Source organism: Aeromonas sp. R9-2 (assembly GCF_040908025.1).
Classification (GTDB): Bacteria; Pseudomonadota; Gammaproteobacteria; order Enterobacterales; family Aeromonadaceae; genus Aeromonas; species Aeromonas veronii.
This window is the reverse complement of the sequence record NZ_JBFOCX010000020.1, coordinates 294,264-317,137: the sequence shown is the minus strand read 5'-3', so window position 1 is coordinate 317,137 and position 22,874 is coordinate 294,264. Positions and strand designations below refer to the sequence as shown.

The window sequence follows — 22,874 nt, the reverse complement described above, 5'->3', positions numbered from 1 at the left end:
CGCCAGTTGTTACCAACCCGCGTTACCAACAAGATGTGAACCATGGCCAATTTCCCCCTGCGACAGACCTTCATCATGCTTTCAGTCGGCCTTGCCGTGGCTGGCTGCAATGACGATCGGATCCACAATATCTGCAGCAACCATGCCGAGCTCTGTCAGGATCTGGTGGACGATGGCTGGTGCCGCTACGAGCGTACCGATGTGATCCGCAGTCGCTTCTATCTCAAGGAAGAGGGGACGGATCGGCGCAAGTACGAGCTGATGCGCAACCTTGAGCGCTATCTCAAATGTGCCGAGCGCTCCACCAACATCGAGTACAAGAATGCCCGCGAGCAGAAGAGTCCACGGGTCGAGGGCATGCTGGCGGCCGGGGATCAGTTGGCCCAGCTCGATGCGGCGACCCGCAATTCACAAGATCCCTACCTGCTGCTCTGGCACTGGACCAACAACACCAACGAGTTGGCTCGCCAGCAGTTTATGGCGCTGGAAGGCACCAAGGCGCTGGATGAACCCGAGCTGCAACTGGCGCTCGGCGGTATCTACGCCAAGAGCGACCCCGAAAAGGCCATTGCCACCTTGCAGCACGGGCTCTCCCTCTATCAGGAGGGGGACAAGGTGAACAGCCGCATATTCACCTCCCTCAGCACCCTCTATATGGGCCAGAAACAGTATGGGCTGGCCTATCTGTGGGGCAAGGTGAGCGAGTCGTTTCAGGATAGCCCCGAGGTCTCAGCCAAGCGTTTTGGCATCTACCACACCCTGAGCAAGACAGAGCAGGATGGTTACGATGTGCGGGCTGCCGAAATTGTCGAGCAGCTCAAGCATGGCAACTACCGGCCCTGATGCAGTGATGACGACGTTCTCTCCGGCCAGCTGCTGGCCCAATCCGTTCGATCTCTCTTTCGTTCATGGCGAGGTACGTACCGATGGCCGTACTCTGGAGCGCCTCACAGTGCGCGCCGTGGTGCCCCGTGGTGACGAGCTGCTGCTGGTGCACTCCCGGGTCAATGGCGATCTGATGTTCCCCGGGGGCGGCATTGAAGCGGGGGAGAGCCACCATGTGGCACTCGCTCGCGAGCTGCTGGAGGAGTGCGGTGCCGAGCTGCGGGAAGTGGGGGGCCTGCTTGGCGAGACCCGTGAATATCGCGCCGCCCGCGAGCCGGGGTTCGATGCCTACTGCATCCGCTCGCTCTACTACTTGTGCCGGATTGGCGATCAGCTGGTGGCCCCGCAGCCACAGCCCTACGAGATCCGCCTTGGCTTCGTGCCCGGCTGGTTTGCCCTCGACGAAGCGCTGCAAACCAACAAGACCCAGCTGGCGGGGCCCTGTCCCCAGTGGACGGCGCGAGAGACCCGGGTGCTGGCCCAGCTGCAACGCTGGCATCAGCAGGGGATCTTCGACCACGGCTACTGAAGTAGATCAAGCCGCAACGGTCAGTGACACCAACAAAAAGAGCGCCAATAGGCGCTCTTTTAAATTGAGATGGAGGCGGTTATTTGGCCTCTCTGTCGTGCGAGATCATTTGACCTCTTCGCCCTTGGCTTGCAGATCAGCATGGTAGGAAGAGCGAACGAAAGGACCGCAGGCGGCGTGGGTAAAGCCCAACTCCATGGCGACATCTTTCAGCTCGTCAAACTCTGCTGGCGGCACGTAGCGTTTCACCGGCAGGTGGTGGCGGCTCGGCTGCAGATACTGACCCAGGGTCAGCATGTTGACGCCGTGGGCGCGCAGATCCTTGAGCACCTCGACGATCTCTTCGTTGGTCTCGCCAAGGCCCATCATCAGACCGGATTTGGTCGGTACGTGGGGGTGCATCTCCTTGATGCGGCGCAGCAGCTCCAGCGACCACTTGTAGTCGGCACCCGGGCGGGCGACGCGATACATGCGCGGCGCGGTTTCCAGGTTGTGGTTGAAGACATCCGGCGGGGTCTCGCGGAACACCTCCAGCGCTTGCTCCATTCGGCCACGGAAGTCCGGGGTCAGGATCTCGATGCGGGTCTGCGGGCTGTGCTCGCGGATCTCGCGAATGCAGTCGGCGAAGTGCTGAGCACCGCCGTCGCGCAGATCGTCGCGGTCCACCGAGGTGATCACCACATACTTGAGGTTCATCTCCTTGATGGTCAGCGCCAGCTTCTTCGGCTCCTCCGGATCGAGTGCCAGCGGGCGGCCGTGGGCCACGTCGCAGAAGGGGCAACGGCGGGTGCAGATGGCGCCCATGATCATGAAGGTGGCGGTGCCGTGGTTGAAGCATTCCGCCAGATTGGGGCAGGAGGCCTCTTCACAGACCGAGTGCAGCTTGTTCTTGCGCAAGGTGCTCTTGATGTGTTCGATCTTCTGGCTGGAGGGAGGCAGCTTGATCCGCATCCAGTCCGGTTTGCGAAGGAGTTCTTCGTTGGGATCCGGCATGAATTTCACCGGGATCAGGGCCATCTTGTCGCCATCGCGCAGCTTGACGCCCGGCTCCATACGAACGGGTTTGCTCATGATTCACTCTCGGTGTTTGTTATTGTTTGATAGCCAATCAGGCGGGCCAGTTCGGCCACCAGAATGGATTGCGCCTCGGCCACGCTTTGCGGGCCGCCCAGAGCGCTGGTCTGGGTCATGGCCATGCCCGCATAGCCGCACGGATTGATGTGCAGGAAGGGGGTCATGTCCATGTTGATGTTGAGGGCCAGCCCGTGGAACGAGCACCCCTTGCGGATGCGCAGACCGAGCGAGGCCAGTTTTGCCTCCATGCCAAGGTCATTTTTCACATAGACCCCGGGGGCATCGGCCTTGGCATAAGCCTGGATATCGCTTTTGGCGAGGGTATTGATGATGGCTGTCTCCAGCGCGGTCACCAGCTCGCGAACCGAGAATTTGCAGCGGCGGACATCCACCAGTACGTAGAGCACCAGCTGGCCCGGGCCGTGATAGGTCACCTGACCGCCGCGATCGCTCTGCACCACCGGGATATTGCCCGGATTGAGCAGGTGTTCGGCCTTGCCGGCCTGACCCTGGGTGTAGACGGGATCGTGCTCGACCACCCAGAACTCGTCCAGGGTGTCGCTGGTGCGGTTGTCGGTGAAGGCTTTCATGGCGTCCCATACCGGCTGGTAGGGGCGGCGACCCAGCTGCCTGACAATCAGGCTGGACTGGGCGGGGATCTGGGATGACATGGCGTCCTCGCGGCGTGCTGCGGCCAAAAACAGTCGCCCCGCAGAACGGGGCGAGAGAGAAATTACAGTACGTATTTCACCAGCTCGATCTTGCCAAGCGCGTGGTACATCGCTTCGATGTGCTCTTTGCTCTGGGCAGTCACGGTCACGCGGACCGAGTGGTAGTTGCCCTTGGAGCTGGGCTGGACTGTCGGGCTGTAGGTGCCGGGGGCGTGCTGCTGCAGCACTTCAACCACCATTTCCGGCAGTGCCGGGTCGGCAACGCCGAGTACCTTGAACGGGAATTTGCAGGGAAACTCCAGCAGTTCATCAAACTTGGTATTCATTTACTCACCTTTTGCGTCATCACCGGGATGACTTCATCTTGGATGGCTAGTGGCCGATGGCCCGTGGAGGCCGCCATTTCAAGTCTATATGGGCACGGCTCATCACTATATGGGCGCTGCCCGGACCGGGATCAAGGCCAGGATCGGTCAGACAAGGATGGAAGTGCTGCTTTTTACCACAAATCAGGGTAAGGCGGAACCTGCAGTTTACAGGGTTATTCACTGCCTTTGTCCGTCACAGACAGCAGCGGCGCCTGTTGGCGCCGCTGTTTGGTGAGGATTGTGCGTTGGATTACTTGAACCAGCTGGTGACCAGCAGTACCAGGTAGTCCCACAGACGGCTCATCAAGCCACCTTCCTGCACCTCTTCCAGGGCTACCAGCGGCACCTGCTTGATCTCTTTGTCGCCCTGTTTCAGGAACACGGTACCGACGCGCTGACCTTTGGCCAGCGGCGCTTTCAGCTCGCTGTCGAGCTGGAAGTCAGCCTTCAGGTTGTTACCCTGACCGCGGGTGACCAGCACGGAGACATCTTTGTCGACGCCCAGTTTCACTTCCGGTTTGTCGCCCATCCAGATCTTCTGGGTGACCAGCTCGGTGCCTGCCTTGTACGGGGTCAGGCTCTGGAAGAAGCGGAAGCCATAGGTGAGCAGTTTTTTGCTCTCGGCGGCGCGGGAGGCTTCGCTGCTGGCGCCCAGTACCACGGCGATCAGGCGCATGCCTTCGTTGTTGGTGGCAGAGGAGACCAGGTTATAGCCGACCTGGCTGACGTGGCCGGTCTTGATGCCATCCACTTGCAGGGATTGATCCCACAGCAGGCGGTTGCGGTTGTGCTGGGTGATGCCGTTGAAGACGAAGGATTTCTGGGAGTAGATCTTGTACTCCTCCGGCAGGTCGCGGATCAGCGCCTGACCCAGACGGGCCATGTCGTGAGCGGTACTGTAGTGACCTTCCGCATCCAGACCGTGCGGGTTCATGAAGTGGCTGTCGTTCATACCGAGCTTGGCGGCCCAGCTGTTCATCAGGCTGGCGAAGGAGTCGGTGCTGCCTGCCAGGAACTCAGCCATGGCTACACAGGCGTCGTTGCCGGACTGGATGATGATGCCCTTGTTGAGATCATCGACGGAGACCTGCTTGCCCACCTCGATAAACATCTTGGAGGAGTCGGAGTAGTTCTTGGACCAGGCGTTTTGGCTGATGGTCACCATGTCGGTGCGCTTGATGTTCCCCTTCAGCAGCTCCTGGCCGATGATGTAGGAGGTCATCATCTTGGTCAGACTGGCGGGCGGCAGACGCTCTTCGGCGTTCTGCTCGGCCAGCACCTGACCTGAGTAGTAGTCGATCAGAATATGGGCCTTGGCGGAGATCTCCGGCGCGGCGGGAACCACCATGGGCATGGCATTCGGGGTCGGTGTCGGCACCGGCGTATTGGCCTGGGCGGTTACGCTGATCAGTGAGGCCAGAAGAACTGAACGGGCAAATTTGGACATCTTGAAATTCCTGCGAGCCAGATGGGGATAAAATGCGGGCCTAACTATACCAGATGCGCCCGCAGGTTATAGCCCGAGATGGCGATCAGAACTGGTTTTTTATCCATCACTCCCTGTCATCACGCCATAAAACGACGTGATGACAGTGAGTAAGCGGTTAGTCACATCCGCGGCAAAGTGGGGCGATCAGGGCACGATAAAGGCCTGTTCCAGCCCGCCCTGACGTACTTTTTCCAGCACACTTGCCTGCTGGTCGGCGGCGACCGGGCCAATCAGCACCCGGAAAATGGCGCCATGGGCATCGATTCGGTAGGGTACGCCGTAACGCTGGGTCATCACCTTGCCCATCGCCTCGGCCCGATCCCGGGAGCCGCTGGCCAGTACCTGGATCATCTTGCCATCACCACTGCTGGCGGGCGCTGCAGCCTTAGCTGGCGCTGGTTTGACCGGTGCCGCTTTGGCGGGCTTGGCGGCGGGTGCCTTGACGGGAGCTGGTTCGGCAGCGGGAGTGGCCATCGCCAGCGCCGTCGGTTCACCCAGAAAACCATCTTGCGACAGCGTGTTGGAGGCCGCAGCCGGAGTGGTCGGAGTCATTTCGATGGGCTTCATCGGCTCCATGATCACCATCTGATCCGGGGTGTCGCTGATCAGCTCCAGCCGTACTCGGGCCTCACCGCTGTCGACCATCTCCAGCTGCTTGGCCGCTGCGTAGGAGAGGTCGATCAGGCGCGGGCTGTTGAACGGGCCGCGGTCGTTGACCCGCACTATGGTCTCCAGCCCGTTGTCCAGATTGGTGACCCGCACATAGCTCGGGATGGGCAGGTTGCGGTGGGCGGCACTGAACAGCTTGCTGTCCAGCACATCGCCGTTGGCGGTCTTCTGGCCGTCCAGATCCGGCGACAGCCAGCTGGCGGTGCCCTCTTCGCTGTAGTGTTTGATGTCGCGCCACACCTCGTGCTTCTGCTTACCAATCCAGTAGTCCCGGTTGCCGCTGGCACTCAGGGGCTCGGGGCGCGGAATGGCGCCGGTGGCTTGCGGGATCTCGATAACGGGTGGCTTGCTGACCGGTGCTTGCGGCTCGACGGGGGCGCTCTGTTCCGGCTGGCTGCTACAGGCGGCCAGCAACAAGCTCAGGCTGAGCGGGAGGAGTTTGTGACGAAGATGCATACGCTTCCTGAATGGCTTGGCTAAGTTGATACACCGCCATCGCATAGAGTGGGCTGCGATTGTAACGGGTGATCACATAAAAGTTATGCCGTGCGACCCAGTATTCCGGTCCATCGGCTTGGGCAAACGCCAGTAACTTGACCGGCGTCTGTGGGGCCAGCGGCGTGGCGAGCTCAATCCCTGCCGCCGCCAGTTCTGACCACTGTTGTGTTAACTCGGGCTCAGGCCTGAGTAGAGGTTCGACTGCCATCAACCCGATCTGGGCCGGTTCCACCACGGATTCGCCCCAGCGCCACTGGTGGCTGGCAAAATAGTTGGCCACGCTGCCGATGGCATCGACCGGGTTGGCAAACAGGTCCCGCTTGCCATCCCCGTCAAAGTCGACGGCATAGTGGCGATAGCTGGAGGGCATGAACTGCCCCATCCCCATGGCGCCGGCATAGGAGCCCTTGAGGGTATCGAGTTGCCACCCTTCCTCTTTGGCCAGCACCACCAGCTGGGCAAACTCCTTGGCAAAGAAGTCGGCCCGCTCGGGGTAGTGAAATCCCAGGGTGTAGAGGCTATCGAGCACCGGATGGCGGCCCATCTGGCGACCGTAGAAGGTCTCGACTCCGATGATGGCCACGATGAGCGAGGCGGGCACCCGATAGGTCTGCTCCGCGCGGGCCAGCGTGGCGGCATGCTGTTGCCAGAACTGCTGGCCGTCACGGATGCGATCCGGGGTAACGAACAGCGGCCGGTAGCGATGCCAGGGTTTGGCCTCCCACGGCTTGCTGATGGTGTCGAGCACCTCCTGCCGTAACTGGGCTCGGGCGACGGCAGCCTGCAGCTCCGCCAGCGGTACCTGCTGCTGTTCGGCGAGCAGGGCCAACCGATCCGGCGCCACGGCGGCGGTCGCCATCGTGGTGGTGAGAGAAAGCAGCAATCCAACCCGTCTCATCAGGCGAGCAGTCTTCTATGAGTCTGGATGGACATCAGGATACCGAATCCGGCCATCAGGGTCACCATGGAGGTGCCGCCATAGCTCACCAGCGGTAGGGGTACCCCCACCACCGGCAAGATGCCGCTCACCATGCCCATGTTGACGAACACATAGACGAAGAAGGTGAGGGTGATGGCACCACCCAGCAGTCGCTCGAAGCTGTTCTGGGCCTGCATCGAGATAAACAGGCAGCGGCTGATGACGTAGAGGTAGAGCACCAGCAGCAGGGCAACCCCCACCAGACCGAACTCCTCGCTGAATACCGCGAAGATAAAGTCGGTATGGCGCTCGGGCAGAAACTCCAGCTGGGACTGGGTCCCTTGCAGCCACCCCTTGCCAAAGACGCCGCCGGAGCCGATGGCAATCTTGGACTGAATGATGTGATAGCCGCGCCCGAGCGGGTCTTTCTCCGGGTCGAGCAGCATCAGCACCCGCTGGCGCTGGTAGTCGTGCATCAGGAAGAACCAGAGTACCGGCATAAAGGCCAGCATCAGCAGGACCGCCAAGCCGATCAGCCACCAGCTGAGCCCCGCCAGGAAGATGACGAAGAAGCCGGAGGCGGCCACCAGAATGGAGGTGCCAAGGTCAGGCTGGGCGGCGATCAGCAGGGTGGGCAGCAGCACCATGATGAGGGCGATCACCACATGGCTGAACTTGGGTGGCAGCGAGTGGCGACTGAGCCAGGCGGCCACCATGATCGGCATGGAGAGCTTCATCACCTCGGAGGGCTGGAACTTCATAAAGCCCAGATCGAGCCAGCGCTGGGCCCCCTTGCCGATGTGGCCGAATACGTCCACCGCAATCAGCATCAGCACCACCACGGCGAACAGCGGCACCGACCAGCGGGCGTAGAGGGAGGGGGGCAGCTGGGCCAGGCCGATCATCAGGGCAAAGGCGAGACCACCGCGCACCAGCTGGCGCACGATGGAGTCCATATCCTGACCGGAGGCGGAGTAGAGCACCACCATGGAGAGGGTCATCACGGCCAGCAGACCGAGCAGCAGGGGCAAGTCGATATGCAGCTTGTACCAGATGCTCTGCTGGCGGGCAGAATTACTCATTGGGGGCGACCTCACTCGGTTGGGACGGCTTTTCCGGTGCCGGTGGCAGTTGCGGATCAGGGGGCAGCAGATAGGCATCCAGCATCTGGCGAGCAATGGGCGATGCAGCTCGACCACCACCACCTCCGATGGAGTTTTCCAGTACCAGAGCTACCACCGCTTTGGGTGCCTCGAAGGGGGCATAAGCAACGAACAAAGCGTTATCGCGATGCTCCGCCTTGACCGTCTTGATGTTGTAAACCTGATTTTCCTTCAAACCGACTACCTGGGCTGTGCCCGATTTACCGCCTGAGGAGTAAGGCGCCTTGGCAAACGAGTGACGGCCACTGCCTTCACTGCCATGGTTGACTCGCCACATCCCATCCTGCGCCACTTTCCAGAAGCTGTCGTTCTTGAGCTTGAGGGCGATATTGGGGTTGATGGGGGCATCGACCACCCCCGCCTGGGAGGCGGTGCTCTTGAGCAGGTGCGGGGTGACGTCGTGACCATTCTGGGTCAGGATGCTGATCGCTTTGGCCAGTTGGAGCGGGGTGGCGCTCCAGTAGCCCTGACCGATACCGACAGAGATGGTGTCACCCTGATACCAGGGCTGGCGCCAGCGGGCCATCTTCCAGTCACGGGACGGCATGACACCCTTGGTCTCTTCATAGAGATCGACCCCTGTGTACTGACCGAAGCCAAACTTGGTCATGTAGCTGTGGATCTTGTCGATGCCGACCCGATAGGCGAGATCGTAGAAATAGGTATCTGCCGAGACCTCGATGGCGCGATAGACGTCGAGCCAGCCATGACCCCAGCGGCGCCAGTCGCGAAACTTTTTGGTGGTACCGGGAATGGAGAAGCTCGGGCCGCCGAAATAGCGGTAGCCCGGGGTAATGGCCCCCTCGTTGAGACCCATGATGGACATCATGGGCTTGACGGTGGAGGCAGGGGCATAGATGCCCTGAGTGGTGCGGTTCACCAGTGGCCGCGCCGGATCGTTGAGCAGCGCCGAGTAGTTGGCGCTGGAGATGCCGGTCACGAACAGGTTGGGGTCATAGCTGGGGCTCGACTCCAGGGCCAGGATAGCGCCGGTTTTCGGGTCCATCATCACGATGGCTCCGCGCTGGCCAGCCAGCAGTTGCTGGGCCTTGAGCTGCATCCGGACGTCGATATTGAGGTAGATATCCTTGCCCGGAATAGGTGGCTGGAACTTGAGGGTGCGGACAATCCGGCCGCGGTTGTTCACCTCGACCTCCTGATAGCCCGCCACACCGTGCAGCTCATCTTCGTAATACTTCTCCACCCCCTGCTTGCCGATATCCTTGGTGGCCGCGTAGTTGGCGAGTTTTTCTTCCTTCTCGAGGCGCTCTACGTCACGGGTGTTGATCTTGGCCACATAGCCCAAAGCATGGGTGAGGGTGTCACCAAACGGGTAGTAGCGCTTGAGGTAGGCCTCGATGCTGGCGCCCGGGTAGTTATGCTGATTGACCGAGAAGAGGGCCACCTGATATTCGGTCAGCTTCTCGTAGAGGGCGACCGGCTTGAAGCGGCGCTGGCGCTTCACTTCGGCGAGGAACTTCTCCTTGGTGCCTTCCGGCAGACCCAGCAGGGTGATTAGCTGGTCGGCGGTTTTTTCGAGATCTTTGGTCTCTTCCGGCACGATTTCCAGACTGTAGACCGGGCGGTTTTCCGCCAGCAGCACACCGTTGGTGTCATAGATGAGGCCCCGTGGCGGCGCCACCGGTACCACGCGGATGCGGTTGGAGTTGGAGCGAGTCTGGTAGGTGTCGTAGGACTCGACCTGCAGATAATAGAGATTGCCCAGCAGCACCAGCATCAGCACGACGATGCCGATGTAGGCTACCAGGGTGCGCCGGAAGAACAGATTGCCCTCGGCACTGTGATCGCGCATTTCGATGCGTTGTTTCAGCATGCCTTTACCTCAAGACCCTTGGGGGCAATAAGAGCAGGAACTGCATTGTTCACTCTCTGTGATAGGGGGGAATATGAGAGGTGAGACTCCAGAGACGCATGGCTCACTCTCTATGATACGGATGATTGGTGGTGATGCTCCAGGCCCGATAGAGGCTCTCTGCCACCAGCACCCGCACCAGCGGATGGGGCAGGGTGAGCGGTGACAGTGACCAGCTCTGTTCGGCGGCAGCCTTGCACTCGGGTGACAAGCCTTCCGGCCCGCCTACCAGCAGCGCGACATCGCGGCCATCGAGTTTCCACGCCTCCAGCTGGGTCGCCAGCTGCTCCGTGGTCCAGGGCTTGCCCGGAATGTCGAGGGTGACGATGCGCGAGCGCCCCGCAGCCGCCAGCATGGCTTCCCCTTCCTTCTGCAGGATGCGCGGAATGTCGGCATTTTTGCCCCGCTTGCCTGCGCCAATCTCGACGAGTTCAAACGGCATGTCTTTGGGGAAGCGGCGACGATACTCTTCGAAGCCATGCTCTACCCAGGCGGGCATCTTGGTGCCCACCGCAATCAACTGGATCTTCATGGTCGTTACACTTGTGCTCTTATTGCGTATTCATTTGAGCGGCACCGCTCCACAGCTTTTCCAGTTGGTAGAAGTCACGATGTTCATCCTGCATCACATGCACGATCACCGAGCCCATATCTACCAGCACCCATTCACCGCTCAGTTGTCCTTCCACGCTCAGCAGATCCAGACCCGCGTGGCGGGCCTCGCTGGCCAGATGGTGGGCAATGGCGCTGACGTGACGACTGGAGTTGCCGGAACAGATGATCATGGTGTCAGTAATGCTGGATTTGCCGCGTACATCGAGGGTGATAATGTCGCGGCCTTTCATGTCATCGATCTTGTCGATGATAAAGGCATGCAATTCTTGGCCTTGCAATGAGTCTCTCCTGTATTCCGGCGCGCAGCGTTTGCGTCAGGGCGGCGGATTATATCATGGTCATTCCCGTTTCCCATCGGGTGGGGCGGGATTACGACAGGGGCTAGCGGCGGTTTGCGCGGTAGAGCCCCTGTTGATCAATATAGTGCGCAACCGACTCGGGCAAGAGGTAGCGCGTGTCTTGCCCCCCATCCAGCAAGGCTCGCAGTCGGGTGGCTGACAGTTCGATGGGCTGGTTGTCCGCCAGCCAGATATGACCGGCCAGACGCTGATGCAGCGCGTTGGCATCCGCGGTGTGATGGCGCGCCAGCAGCTGTGCCACCCCGGCCGGATAATCCGGTTGCCAGCCCGGCCGCACGCTCACCACCAGATGGGCATGGTCGAGCAGCTCCTGCCAGCGGTGCCAGCTTGGCAGGCTCAGCAGGGAATCCATCCCCATCAGAAAACAGAGCGGCGTATCGGGCAGTTCATGACGCAGCTCGATCAGGGTATCGATGGTGTAAGAGGGCTTGTCTCGTCTAAGCTCCCGCTCATCCACCACAAAGCGGTGGTTCTCTGCCGCCGCCAGTTTGACCATGGCGAGGCGCTGTTCGCTTGAGCAGAACGGATTGGCACGGTGGGGCGGGATATGGTTCGGGATCAGCCGCATCTCGGCCAGCCCGAGGGCATCGCGCGCCTCGATGGCCGGGCGCAGATGGCCGATATGGATAGGATCGAACGTGCCTCCCAGCAGGCCAATGGGCGCCTTCAGCACGGGCTGCTCTCCATCACCAGCGGCAGCGGGGTGCCATCACGAAAGCCGAGGGCAATGGTCTGCAGCATCAGCCACGCCTGTTCGGTATCGAAGCGGCGCTGGGCATCGTCCAGCTGGGCCATCAGTTGCCACAGTTGCTGCAACTTGGCAAATGGCAGTCGGGTCAGTGCTTGCTGAATGAGCTGCTGGCGGCTCTGCCAGATGCGCAGGCGGCTGAAGTGCTCACCCAGCGGCTGGCCGTTGCGCATCGCCAGCGACAGCTCGGTCAGCTGCTCCAGCTCGCGGCAAAGGGTCCAGGCCAGCATCCCCGGCTCGGTACCTTCGGCCCGCAGAGCGGCCAGAATGCGCTGGGCCCTGTTCACCTTGCCCTCCAGCAGGGTATCGACCAGCTGGAACGGGGTGAAGTGGGCGTGGCGGATAATGGTCTCTTGCAGATAGGTGACGCTGATGGGCTGGGGCGGCGAGAGCAGGGTCAGCTTCTCGATCTCCTGGCTGGCGGCCAGCAGGTTGCCCTCGTAGGAGTGGCACATGAAGTTGATGGCATCCGGCAGCGCCTTGAGGCCGAAACGCGCAAAACGGGCGCTCATCCAGCGCGGGAAGAACTTGGGCTCCGGATGGTTGACCGGCACATAGGTGCCAATCTGGTAGAGCTTGTCGAACCAGGCTGCCTTCATCTGGGTCTGGTTGAGGCGACCGCCACTCAGCACCAGCAGCAGGTCGGGATGAAGCTGCTTGCCGATTTCGCTGATGCGGGCGGCCAGATCCTTGTCCACCTTGGCGGGCAGCTCCAGCTCGATGATCTGGCGGGCGGAGAAGAGGCTCATGGCCTGACAGGCATCGTAGACCTGATTCCAGTCCAGCCCCTGTTCCACCACGAAGGTGTGGCGTTCATCGAAACCCTGCTTGCGGGCGACCTGACGGATGGCATCGATGGCCTCCAGTCGCAACAGGGGCTCGTCGCCAAAAACGAGATAGCAGGGCCGAAGCCCTGCTTTGAGGTGGTCACCAAATTGTTCCGGGTAGATCCGCATCAGAAGCTGACCTGACTCAACTGCCGGATCACCTGATTGGCCGCCTGCTCCTGCATCTCGCGGTTGAGCTGCTCTTGCTCACGGGAGGAGGCGAGTGCTGCATCAGGCTTGTTGAGGAAGCTGCGGTTGAAGTTGATGGGGAAGACCTGAGTCGGCTTGCCCGGCACCGAGATGGTGAACTGGGTGCCAAAGCCCAGCACATATTCGGTGTCCGTCCCCAGCGCGTTGACCGAGGCAACCTGACTGGTGCTGCCTACACCGCCCAGAGTGAGCACCGGAATGCCCTCCTTGTCGGCCAGGGTCACGCCAGAGGCCTTCAGGCGGGTGGTAACCATCCGGTAGAAGTCGCTCTTGTTGTCGCCCACGACCTTCATGGTCATCAGCTCGCTCGGAATGCCGTTGCCGCGCATGTGAAAGCCGCAGCCTTGCAGCAGCAGACCAGCCAGCACGATGGCCATCCAGCGGGTGAAGATGGTGCCCATAGAAAATCCTCTTTGCATTAAGGGAAAGCGGCGGGCGCAGGGCCCGCCGTTATCATCCGTTTGCTGTCACAGATTGGCAATGATCAGTTGGTAACCAATCAGTTGGCAGCCAATTAGTTAGCGACAATATTGAGCAGCTTGCCAGGTACATAGATCACCTTGCGCACGGTCAGACCGTCGGTGAACTTCTGCACGGAAGCATCGGCCATCGCCAGCTTCTCGACATCAGCCTGGCTGATCTCGGCCGGCACGGTCAGTTTGCCGCGCATCTTGCCGTTGATCTGCACCACCACCAGCTTCTCGGTCTCGACCATGGCCGCTTCATCGGCCACCGGCCAGGCTGCGTGATCGATGTCGTCGCCCTTGCCCAGCATCTTCCACAGCTCGAAGCCGATGTGCGGGGTGATGGGGTAGAGCATGACTACCACAGCTTCCAGCGCTTCCTGCATCAGGGCGCGGTCCTGCTCGTCGTTGCCGAGCTTGGAGAGATTGTTCATCAGCTCCATGATGGCGGCGATGGCGGTGTTGAAGGTCTGACGGCGACCCACGTCATCGCTCACCTTGGCGATGGTCTTGTGCAGTTCACGGCGTACCGCTTTCTGCTCGTTGGTGAGAGCAGCCACATCCAGAGCGGCAACGGCGCCACCGGAAACGTGTTCGAAGGTGACGCGCCACAGGCGACGCAGGAAGCGCTGGGCCCCCTCTACGCCGGAGTCGGACCACTCCAGGGTCATCTCGGCCGGAGAGGCGAACATCATGAACAGACGGACGGTATCGGCGCCGTAACGCTCGACCATCAGCTGCGGGTCGATGCCGTTGTTCTTGGACTTGGACATCTTGGTCATGCCGGAGTGCATTACCTCACGGCCTTCGTTGTCGATGGCCTTGGTGATGCGACCCTTCTCGTCACGCTCTACCTTGACGTCGGTCGGGCTGACCCAGACGTTGCCGCCTTTTTCGTCCTTGTAGTAGAAGGCATCGGCCAGCACCATGCCCTGACAGAGCAGACGCTTGAACGGCTCATCGCTGTTGACCAGACCGGCGTCACGCAGCAGCTTGTGGAAGAAGCGGGCGTAGAGCAGGTGCATACAGGCGTGCTCGATACCGCCGATGTACTGATCCACCGGCAGCCAGTGGTTGGCAGCAGCAGGATCCAGCATGCCCTTGTCGTAGTCCGGGGAGCAGTAGCGGGCGTAGTACCAAGAGGACTCCATAAAGGTGTCGAAGGTATCGGTCTCGCGGAACGCTTCCTGACCGTTGTAAGTGGTCTTGGCCCACTCGGCGTCAGCTTTGATCGGGCTCTGGATACCATCCATCACCACATCTTCCGGCAGCAGCACCGGCAGCTGGTCTTCCGGCGTCGGCACTACGGTGCCGTCAGCCAGGGTCAGCATCGGGATGGGGGCGCCCCAGTAACGCTGACGGGAGACGCCCCAGTCACGCAGGCGGTAGTTGACGGTACGCTTGCCCTTGCCGAGCCCTTCCAGCTTGCTGGCGATGGCATCGAAGGCGCCCTGGAAGTCGAGACCGTCGAACTCGCCGGAGTTGAACAGCACGCCCTTCTCGGTGTAAGCGGCTTCGCTCACGTCGACGTCGCCATCAACCGGCTTGATCACCGCCTTGATGTCGAGGCCATATTTGGTGGCGAATTCGAAGTCACGCTGATCGTGGGCCGGAACCGCCATCACGGCGCCGGTGCCGTAGTTCATCAGCACGAAGTTGGCGACCCAGACCGGTACCTTGCGGCCATCCAGCGGGTGAATGGCGTAGAGGCCGGTGGCCATGCCCTTCTTCTCCATGGTAGCCAGTTCCGCTTCGGCTACCTTGGTGTTCTTGCACTCTTCGATGAAAGCGGCCAGCTCAGGATTGTTCTGGGCTGCTTGCAGCGCCAGCGGGTGACCAGCGGCGATACCGACATAGGTGACGCCCATGAAGGTGTCCGGACGGGTGGTGTAGACCTCCAGCTGCTCAGCCTGACCCTCGATATTGAAGCTGATGTTGACCCCTTCGGAGCGGCCAATCCAGTTGCGCTGCATGGTCTTGACCATCTCCGGCCAGCCTTCCAGATTGTCGATGTCGTTCAGCAGCTCTTCGGCGTAGTCGGTGATCTTGATGAACCACTGGGGGATCTCTTTCTGTTCCACCGGGGTGTCACAGCGCCAGCAGCAGTTGTCGACCACCTGCTCGTTGGCCAGCACTGTCATGTCGTTCGGGCACCAGTTGACGGAGGAGGTCTTCTTGTAGACCAGACCCTTCTCGTAGAGCTTGGTGAAGAACCACTGCTCCCAGCGGTAGTAATCCGGTTTGCAGGTGGCGACTTCACGATCCCAGTCATAACCCAGACCCAGCATCTTCAGCTGGTTCTTCATGTATTCGATGTTTTCGTAGGTCCAGGGTGCCGGTGCGGTATTGTTTTTGATCGCTGCGTTCTCGGCCGGCAGACCGAATGCATCCCAACCTATGGGTTGCAGCACGTTCTTGCCATTGAGGCGTTGATAACGGGAGATCACATCACCTATGGTGTAGTTACGAACGTGCCCCATGTGTAGTCGACCAGACGGATAGGGGAACATGGACAGGCAGTAGAACTTCTCCTTGTCTACCTTCTCCACGGCCTTGAAGGTTTTCTTGGCATCCCAGTGCTTTTGCACTGCTGGTTCGATTGATTGGGGAACGTATTGCTCTTGCATTGGTGACATCCGGATCTGTGAAATGAATAGATAAATCAGCTGGGAAATCGCAATAGAATACCCATATCCTGCGGCGGCAACAACCGCCAGCGTCCCTTGGGCCTTAAGCCGGGCCAGATCAGGGTTTAGTAGAGGAGTTAGAGCCATGGACAAACGTCAAAAAGGGTACGAAGCCTTCATTGCCGAGCTGCAAAAACAGTGGCAAGAGACTGAAGAGTTCCAGGGGGAGCGCCTCAACCGGATGATTGCCAAGGTGCAGGCCTATCTGGAGGCAGCAAGTGACCTCACTCAGGACGAACTGGCGCTCATCGCCGAGTACGTGAAGCGTGATCTGGGCAACTATGACGAGGGGCGCCATGAGGATAGTGCGCAGGTGGAAGAGTCTGCCTTTATGCTGGCCCTCAAAGACACCGCCTGGTCCTGGCTGGCGGATGTGACCGACCGCGCCCAAGTGGAGTGGCGCGAGCTGGCCGATGAGCTGGAGCACAAGGGTGTTTACGAAGCGGGTGACTGGGTGGGGCTGGGGGTCATGGTGTGCGACCAGTGTGGCTGGCGCCATACCGTGCTGCACCCCCAGCAGCTCGATACCTGCCCCGAATGTGGCTGCGCCGAATATCACCGCGAGCCGCTCTCGCCCTGAGTCATGCCATCAATGCGGACGAGATAACGAGCAAAAAGGCGCCATCAGGCGCCTTTTTCTTGCTTGCAGGTTTCGTTGGGGCGTTTACTTGCCCGCGACGGAGAGGCCACCAAAACGGATCTGCGGCGCGTAGAAGCCCTTGCCGTCGTTGTGGTGCAGGGTATCGCCGACCGCTTCCAGCTCGCCCAGCAGGCGGTAGAAGTTGCCTGCTACCGTGATGCCGCGCACCGGTTGCAGGCGAACTCCATCGCGGCAGAGGAACCCTGACGCGCCAAAGGAGAAGTCGCCGCTCACCGCATCGGCACCGGAATGCAGGCCGTCCAGCTTGACCAGCTCCAGATAGTCACCGCTCTGCACCTCCGCTTCACAGTGGGGGCCCGCGCCAAACACCAGGTGGCGAGCGGTTACATCAAGGGCGCTGCGAGCGCCGCGGGCGGCCGAGCCGTTGCTGGCGACGCCAAAGTGGCGGGCGGTGGCGCTGTTGTGGAGCAGGGTTTTCAGCTCCCCTTCGCCAATCAGCAGCAGATCCGAGCTGGCTGCCCCCTCGCCATCAAACGCCTTGATGTTCATGCCGCCAGGCATATAGACCCGGCTTTCCAGAGTAAGCCAGCGTGACGCCACGCTCTGGCCGACCTTGCTGCGCCAGGGGTTGATCCCCTGCTGGGCCCACTTGCCCGACAGCACACCCTGAAAGCAGCCAAACAGGCTGGCAAAGCAGTTGGTGCTGAAGATGACGCTGTAGCGACCGCTCGGCACCGCTTCACCGGGCAGTAGTCCATCGGCGATGGCGTAGATCTGCTCGATCAGGGCCTGGCTATCCAGCTCGTCGAAGCGACGGCCATACTGCCCCTGCGAGTGCATCGACTGGCGGCCATCCCGTTCCACCAGCGCCGAGGTGTAGCAGCCGACGCTGAACTCGCCGTGCTGGCAGAGGGTACCCTGACTGTTGGCGAGCCAGAGCTGGCTCTCCCCTTCGAAGAAGCTGTTGTAGGGGGCGCCGCTCACATCGGGCATGGCCAGCATGTCAGATTCGAGGCGCAGGGCCAGGGCGATCTTCTCCTCAACCGGCGTGGTATCGGGCTGGTTGATCTCGGCGCAATCTGTGGTGATCCGGCTATTGGCCACCGAGATGCGCTGATCCGGGTCAACCTTGGCAAAGCGGCTGGCATCGAGCGCATCTTGCAGCATGGCATCAAGCGCCAGCTCATCGAGGGATTCCGAGTAGGCGATGCCGACCCGACCCTCTTTGATCAGGCGAATACCGAGTTGCTGGCTGCTGGTGACCTTGTATTCACCCAGCTCGCCCTTGTCTGCCTTGAGGGAGAAGGCTCTCTCCTGATTGGCGATGATGTCTGCCTCGGCACCGAGGTCGGCCACTTTATCCAGCAGGCGGGTGAGCAGTTGGTTCATGTCGAGTTGGCTCATCAGGCGTTCCCTCCCACCAGAATATTGTCCACTTTCAGCGCCGGCTGGCCCACCGAAGTGGGGACCGAGCCCGAGACTGAGCCGCACATACCGGCGGCCAGCGCCAGATTGCGGCCCACCATGGAGATCTCTTTCAGCACCTGCGGGCCGGTACCGATCAGGGTGGCTGATTTGAGCGGTTTGGTGATTTTGCCGTGCTCGATGAGGTAGGCCTCCTGCACATTGAAGTTGAATTCACCGGTGCCGGGCTGTACCGAGCCGCCCCCCATCTTCTTGGCGTAGATGCCGTGCTCTACCGTGGCCAGCATATCGTCGAGGCTGTGGTTGCCCGGCTCGATATAGGTGTTGCGCATGCGCGAGGTGGGGGCGTACTTGTAGGATTCGCGCCGACCCGATCCGGTGCGGGAATAACCGGTCTTGAGGGCGCCCATTCTGTCCACCAGAAAACCGGTCAGGACGCCGTCCTTGATGAGCTGGGTGTGCTGGGTCGCCATCCCCTCGTCATCGACGTTGATGGAGCCCCAGGCGTTGCCTTGCAGTCCCTCGTCCACCGCATTGACCACCGGATTGGCGATGAGCTGGCCCATCTTGTCGTGGAATACCGACGCCTTTTTGGCCACCGAGGTGGTCTCCAGCAGGTGGCCGCACGCTTCGTGGAAGATGACGCCGCCAAAGCCGTTCTCCATGATGACCGGCAGGGTGCCGCTCGGGCAGGGAGCCGCGCCCAGTTTCACCAGTGCCTGACGGGTGGCGGTGAGCGCCAGCTCGCGCGGATCGATGCGATCGGCATGCTCCCACCCCATCAGGGCCCCCGGTGCCTCGTAACCGACGCTCTGCTCGCTCCCTTCCATGGCGATGGTCTGGGCCATGATGCGGTTGTAGTGGCGGCGATCGGCCACTTGCACCCCTTCGCTGTTGAAGATCTCCACCTCCTGCTCCCAGCCCAGCACGTTGCCGGAGAACTGGCTCACCTTGCCGCTCTCGGCGCGGGCCGCCGCATCCATGGCGTGCAGATAGGCGATCTTCTGCTCCAGCAGCTTGTCTGCGGACAGGGGCAGGGCCACAGGGTTGCGATCGCTCAGGCGGGTGAAATCGAAGGCGGTGGCGGTCACCACGGGGTCGCGGCGGTCTTTGGCCGCCAGAAGGGTGACGATGCGCAGCAGCTCGTCGCGGTTGGCCAGATTGGTGTAGCCGTAGAGCACCTTGTGGCCGTAACAGAGGCGCACGCCGATGCCGAAATCGAGGCCGCCGCTGATGTTCTCTATCTGGCTGGAGAGCAGGCTGAGCTGGCTGCGGCGCTTGCGCTCGACAAACAGCTCGGCAAAATCGGCACCCAGCGCAAGCGCGTGATCGAGCACGTCACGGGCGATGGCGGGGGCCAACAGGGAGAATGGGGTCATAGAATATCCTTTTCTGGTCTGTCCGTTTGCTTCCGACATCCGGCTCTGATTGTTATGGGATGTCGAGTCCATTGTTGCAGACCAGCACAAAAAAGTCGCTATAGCGTCATGCGATGATACCGATTGAGAAAATCGGTGCGATAACTGCGCCCGGCGGCCAGGGCCAGGCGCTCAGGGTCGTTTTGCCAAAACGTGGGAAAGGTCAGAGCAGGGCGTGGATTTCGCTCAGGATCTGCTCGACCCACTGCTCGATGCGCGGATCGGTCTGGTCATATTGATTGGCATCGTCCAGCGCCAGCCCGACGAAGTGACGACCATCGTCGATAAGTGCCTTGGAGGCATCGAATTCGTACCCTTCGTTGGGCCAGTAACCCACCAGCTTGACCCCTTTTGGCACTAGCTGATCGTGCAGCATGCCGAGGGCGTCCTGGAACCATTCGCCATAACCGAGCTGATCGCCGAGGCCAAACAGGGCCACGATGCGTCCCTCCAGATGGAGATCGGCGATATCTTCCCAGCGGGACTCCCAGTCCTCCTGCAGTTCGCCAAAATCCCAGGTGGAGATGCCGAGGATCAGGATCTCGTAATCCTCCATCCGGCGCAGGGAGACATCCTTGATATTGTGAATATCCACCAGCTCGGGGCCGATGAGGGCGCGGATCTTCTCGGCAGCCATCTCGGTGTAGCAGGTGGTGGAACCGTAAAACAGACCAATCTTCATCGCTCTACTCTCTGTTGGCGCTTTCTCGCTTGCTTTTGGCGCGTTCTCGCATGCTCGTGTGGGCTGCGCCATGTTGGCAACACGATGGGTAACGTAAGGGGAGGGCGCCAGTCTAGCAGATTGCCATTCGACCTTCACCGCCCGGCAAGGGGTGTGGCAAACGTGCCTTATCTTTCCAATGAAAGTGCCTTGTCTTTCCAAGGAGTTGGCGCGTTACAATGGGCCATCGATCCCCTGATTGCAGCGCACCATGAGCAAACCCGACCCCCATCCCCTGATTGAACCCTTTCTCGACGCCCTCTGGCTGGAGCGGGGATTGTCTGACAACACGGTCAGCTCCTATCGCAGCGATCTGGAGAAGTTCTCCCTCTGGCTCGACGAGCAGGGGAGCTCGCTGCTGCTGGCGGGGATGGACGAGATCCAGCACTACCTCGCCTGGCGGGTCGATCACCAGTTTGCGGCCAGCAGCACCGCCCGCTTCCTGTCGGCCCTGCGCCGCTTTTACCAGTATCTCAACCGCGAGAAGCTGCGCAGTGACGATCCGACCGTGCTGCTGGAGGGGCCCAAGCTGCCGAAAAAACTCCCCTCCGATTTAAGCGAAGCGGAAGTGGAGGCACTCTTGAGTGCGCCGCTGGTGGACGACCCGCTGGAGCTGCGGGACAAGGCGATGCTGGAGCTGCTCTACGCCACCGGCTTGCGGGTTTCCGAGCTGGTGGGGCTCACCGCCGAGCATGTCAGTTTGCGTCAGGGCTTGGTGCGTGTGGTGGGCAAGGGCAACAAGGAGCGACTGGTACCCATGGGAGAGGAGGCGATGCACTGGCTGGAGCGTTACTACCACGAGGCCCGCACCCTGCTGCTGGGGGGCACCAGCTCGGATGTGGTGTTTCCCTCCAAGCAGGCCCGTATGATGACCCGCCAGACCTTCTGGCATCGCATCAAGCTCTATGCCCTGCGGGCCGGGATTAACGGCGAGCTATCCCCCCATACCTTGCGCCACGCCTTTGCCACCCATCTGCTCAACCACGGCGCAGACCTGCGGGTTGTGCAGATGCTGCTGGGTCACGCGGATCTTTCCACCACCCAGATCTACACCCATGTGGCCAACGAGCGACTCAAGGCGCTGCACGGGGAGCACCACCCCCGTGCTTAAGCCTGTTGCAGGCGATTTTTGCCCGCTTGTTTAGCCTGATACAGGGCTGCATCGGCGCGGGCCATCACACTGTCTGGGGCATCATTCAGGGATTCGGCAATGCCACCGCTAAAGGAGACGCTTAGGCCCTTTTCACGCCAATCCTGTTGCCCCATGCTGATACGCCACTGCTCCATCAACTTCTGCGCGTTGGCAATATCAGTCTGTTCAAAAATAGCGACCAGTTCTTCCCCCCCAAAGCGGCACAGGGTTGCCTGTTCCTCCAGCAATTGGCTACCAAGCTGGGCAGTGCGTTTCAAAACGGCATCACCGATGGGATGACCATAGGTATCATTTATTTTTTTGAAGTTATCAATGTCGATAATTGCCAATATGTATTGGCTATTTTCTTTATGTAGAGTGGCGAGCGCCTCTTCCAAATGACGGCGGTTGTACAAGCCGGTTAATGCATCACGCAGCGATTTTTCTGTTTCGGCCTGCATTTTGTCTGAAATCATCACGATTTCATCCTCCAGCTCCTCTATGCCAGCCAGCTTGGGGATAATAATCTGTTGCCCCGGAGGGGTAATACGCAATTGTCTAACAACTTGTACTAATGTGCTGATAGTATGCTCCAGACGTTGTCTGAAAATAATGGCAACCAGTGTGAATATCGATAGTGACAATACAAGGGTGATAAATATGTTCGGGAGGATTTCTCCAATCAAAATACTGCTCTTGAAAGGGAAAATAGTGATAACCAGCCATGATGGATTTTTGTGTAGAGCATGAAACGAAATGAGGTCCCCGTCGTTATCCATCAGTGTACCATTTCTACCTTTTATTTCTGCTAACCAAGTTTTTGTCAGCGTCTTGCCATTTTCCAGCGGGTCGCTGTGTGCGATGATCATCTGGCTTTCTCTATCAAACAGCATGTAAGTCACCTTGTCACTGCTCTCAAGAATACGCCCAATTCTTGCAGAAAATACCTTAAGGTTAAGATCTATACCTATCACGCCAAGAAACTCCCCCTGTTGATTCAAGACGGCATGGGAGAGGGTAACGACTGGTGTTTTTTCTACTGCATCAATATAAGGGGCGCTCCAGACACTTGTGCCAGGATGATTAATCGCATTACGGTACCACGGTCTTTCAGCATGATTGATTGTCTCTGGTAATGGGTGAAGAGAGAAGCTGAGTTGTTCATTGTTGCGTAATGAATAATATACGGTTTTCACGGGGCCTTCTGGGTAAAGCATATACTTCCATATGTCATGATAGCGAGATTTTAAGGCTGGCGGTAAGTCACCTGTATTCTTGTCTATATCACCAATGAATATATTTATTTGGCGCTCTACCGAGGCGATAGAATTATCCCATTGCTGGCCAGTGCTGTCGTTGAAAAATCGCATTGTATTCAGCAAGGTATTTTTTTGCATGACGGCAAAAAGGTACGCACTACCCAATGTGGTCAAAACAAGTGGCAGTGCAAGCAGCAAAAGAAAACGGAGAATAAAGCTGTGATTGGAGTTTGCAGCAGTGGAGGTTTGCATAGTCACGACGCCTATATA

At 59.9% G+C, this 22,874-nt stretch carries 22 protein-coding genes; 4 read left to right on the top strand and 18 right to left on the bottom strand.

Features of this window, described 5'->3' with window-relative positions; all coding sequences use genetic code 11:
* Positions 1–42 precede the first annotated feature (42 nt).
* Both AB5Y71_RS07505 and AB5Y71_RS07500 read left to right on the top strand, forming a co-directional pair.
* Positions 43–843 carry a DUF2989 domain-containing protein gene (locus AB5Y71_RS07505; protein ID WP_040066801.1) on the top strand — a complete coding sequence of 267 codons (801 nt, stop codon included), beginning with the start codon at positions 43–45 and terminating at the stop codon, positions 841–843.
* A 7-nt stretch (positions 844–850) separates the two neighbouring features.
* Entirely contained in the window at positions 851–1,414 is a 564-nt protein-coding gene (locus AB5Y71_RS07500; protein ID WP_139409040.1) for an NUDIX domain-containing protein, read from the top strand.
* 105 nt (positions 1,415–1,519) lie between these two features.
* On the opposite strand, the gene lipA is transcribed toward AB5Y71_RS07500, so the two are convergent.
* The 14 genes from lipA to leuS form a co-directional block, all read right to left on the bottom strand.
* Positions 1,520–2,485, bottom strand: coding sequence for a lipoyl synthase (gene lipA, locus AB5Y71_RS07495; RefSeq protein WP_005335190.1), 966 nt, complete (start codon positions 2,483–2,485; stop codon positions 1,520–1,522).
* The gene (lipB, locus tag AB5Y71_RS07490) at positions 2,482–3,159 is read right to left on the bottom strand and encodes a lipoyl(octanoyl) transferase LipB (protein ID WP_368171308.1); all 678 of its coding nucleotides are present in this window, start codon (positions 3,157–3,159) and stop codon (positions 2,482–2,484) included. The genes lipA and lipB overlap by 4 nt, the downstream gene beginning before the upstream one ends.
* Before the next feature lie 62 nt (positions 3,160–3,221).
* On the bottom strand, positions 3,222–3,485 hold the full coding sequence (ybeD, locus tag AB5Y71_RS07485) for a DUF493 family protein YbeD (RefSeq protein ID WP_005335178.1): 264 nt from the start codon (positions 3,483–3,485) through the stop codon (positions 3,222–3,224).
* 292 nt (positions 3,486–3,777) lie between these two features.
* Entirely contained in the window at positions 3,778–4,974 is a 1,197-nt protein-coding gene (locus AB5Y71_RS07480; RefSeq protein ID WP_005335176.1) for a D-alanyl-D-alanine carboxypeptidase family protein, read from the bottom strand.
* Between the two features lie 186 nt (positions 4,975–5,160).
* Positions 5,161–6,141 carry a septal ring lytic transglycosylase RlpA family protein gene (locus tag AB5Y71_RS07475; protein ID WP_064339576.1) on the bottom strand — a complete coding sequence of 327 codons (981 nt, stop codon included), beginning with the start codon at positions 6,139–6,141 and terminating at the stop codon, positions 5,161–5,163.
* Positions 6,083–7,081 (bottom strand): lytic murein transglycosylase B, encoded by a 999-nt coding sequence (gene mltB / locus AB5Y71_RS07470; RefSeq protein ID WP_368171307.1) that lies wholly within the window; start codon positions 7,079–7,081, stop codon positions 6,083–6,085. Before mltB ends, AB5Y71_RS07475 begins: the two co-directional genes overlap by 59 nt.
* Entirely contained in the window at positions 7,081–8,184 is a 1,104-nt protein-coding gene (rodA, locus tag AB5Y71_RS07465; RefSeq protein WP_005335170.1) for a rod shape-determining protein RodA, read from the bottom strand. Before rodA ends, mltB begins: the two co-directional genes overlap by 1 nt.
* On the bottom strand, positions 8,177–10,099 hold the full coding sequence (gene mrdA / locus AB5Y71_RS07460; RefSeq protein WP_005335168.1) for a penicillin-binding protein 2: 1,923 nt from the start codon (positions 10,097–10,099) through the stop codon (positions 8,177–8,179). The genes rodA and mrdA overlap by 8 nt, the downstream gene beginning before the upstream one ends.
* A gap of 103 nt (positions 10,100–10,202) precedes the next feature.
* Positions 10,203–10,670: a 23S rRNA (pseudouridine(1915)-N(3))-methyltransferase RlmH gene (rlmH, locus tag AB5Y71_RS07455; protein ID WP_005335166.1), complete on the bottom strand. Its 468-nt coding sequence runs from the start codon at positions 10,668–10,670 to the stop codon at positions 10,203–10,205.
* A gap of 19 nt (positions 10,671–10,689) precedes the next feature.
* Positions 10,690–11,031, bottom strand: coding sequence for a ribosome silencing factor (gene rsfS, locus AB5Y71_RS07450; RefSeq protein WP_005335165.1), 342 nt, complete (start codon positions 11,029–11,031; stop codon positions 10,690–10,692).
* A gap of 103 nt (positions 11,032–11,134) precedes the next feature.
* The gene (gene nadD, locus AB5Y71_RS07445; RefSeq protein WP_368171306.1) at positions 11,135–11,785 is read right to left on the bottom strand and encodes a nicotinate-nucleotide adenylyltransferase; all 651 of its coding nucleotides are present in this window, start codon (positions 11,783–11,785) and stop codon (positions 11,135–11,137) included.
* On the bottom strand, positions 11,779–12,816 hold the full coding sequence (gene holA / locus AB5Y71_RS07440; RefSeq protein ID WP_042054737.1) for a DNA polymerase III subunit delta: 1,038 nt from the start codon (positions 12,814–12,816) through the stop codon (positions 11,779–11,781). The genes nadD and holA overlap by 7 nt, the downstream gene beginning before the upstream one ends.
* Entirely contained in the window at positions 12,816–13,298 is a 483-nt protein-coding gene (lptE, locus tag AB5Y71_RS07435) for an LPS assembly lipoprotein LptE (protein ID WP_005335160.1), read from the bottom strand. Before lptE ends, holA begins: the two co-directional genes overlap by 1 nt.
* A 113-nt stretch (positions 13,299–13,411) precedes the next feature.
* On the bottom strand, positions 13,412–15,988 hold the full coding sequence (leuS, locus tag AB5Y71_RS07430) for a leucine--tRNA ligase (protein WP_236293657.1): 2,577 nt from the start codon (positions 15,986–15,988) through the stop codon (positions 13,412–13,414).
* Between the two features lie 145 nt (positions 15,989–16,133).
* On the opposite strand from leuS, the gene AB5Y71_RS07425 reads away from it, so the two are divergent.
* The gene (locus tag AB5Y71_RS07425; protein WP_058059281.1) at positions 16,134–16,628 is read left to right on the top strand and encodes a zinc ribbon-containing protein; all 495 of its coding nucleotides are present in this window, start codon (positions 16,134–16,136) and stop codon (positions 16,626–16,628) included.
* A gap of 84 nt (positions 16,629–16,712) precedes the next feature.
* Here AB5Y71_RS07425 and AB5Y71_RS07420 read toward each other — a convergent pair whose 3' ends face one another.
* The 3 genes from AB5Y71_RS07420 to fldB all read right to left on the bottom strand — a co-directional run bounded on the left by AB5Y71_RS07420 (position 16,713) and on the right by fldB (position 20,174).
* Positions 16,713–18,053, bottom strand: a complete 1,341-nt coding sequence (locus AB5Y71_RS07420) for a TldD/PmbA family protein (protein ID WP_201942430.1) — start codon at positions 18,051–18,053, stop codon at positions 16,713–16,715.
* The gene (locus AB5Y71_RS07415) at positions 18,053–19,453 is read right to left on the bottom strand and encodes a TldD/PmbA family protein (RefSeq protein ID WP_368171305.1); all 1,401 of its coding nucleotides are present in this window, start codon (positions 19,451–19,453) and stop codon (positions 18,053–18,055) included. The genes AB5Y71_RS07420 and AB5Y71_RS07415 overlap by 1 nt, the downstream gene beginning before the upstream one ends.
* Positions 19,454–19,655: 202 nt before the next feature.
* Entirely contained in the window at positions 19,656–20,174 is a 519-nt protein-coding gene (fldB, locus tag AB5Y71_RS07410) for a flavodoxin FldB (RefSeq protein ID WP_005335151.1), read from the bottom strand.
* 250 nt (positions 20,175–20,424) lie between these two features.
* On the opposite strand from fldB, the gene xerD reads away from it, so the two are divergent.
* Positions 20,425–21,324, top strand: coding sequence for a site-specific tyrosine recombinase XerD (gene xerD, locus AB5Y71_RS07405; protein ID WP_368171304.1), 900 nt, complete (start codon positions 20,425–20,427; stop codon positions 21,322–21,324).
* Here xerD and AB5Y71_RS07400 read toward each other — a convergent pair.
* Positions 21,321–22,856, bottom strand: a complete 1,536-nt coding sequence (locus AB5Y71_RS07400; protein ID WP_139460536.1) for a diguanylate cyclase — start codon at positions 22,854–22,856, stop codon at positions 21,321–21,323. The genes xerD and AB5Y71_RS07400 overlap by 4 nt on opposite strands.
* Positions 22,857–22,874 lie beyond the last annotated feature (18 nt).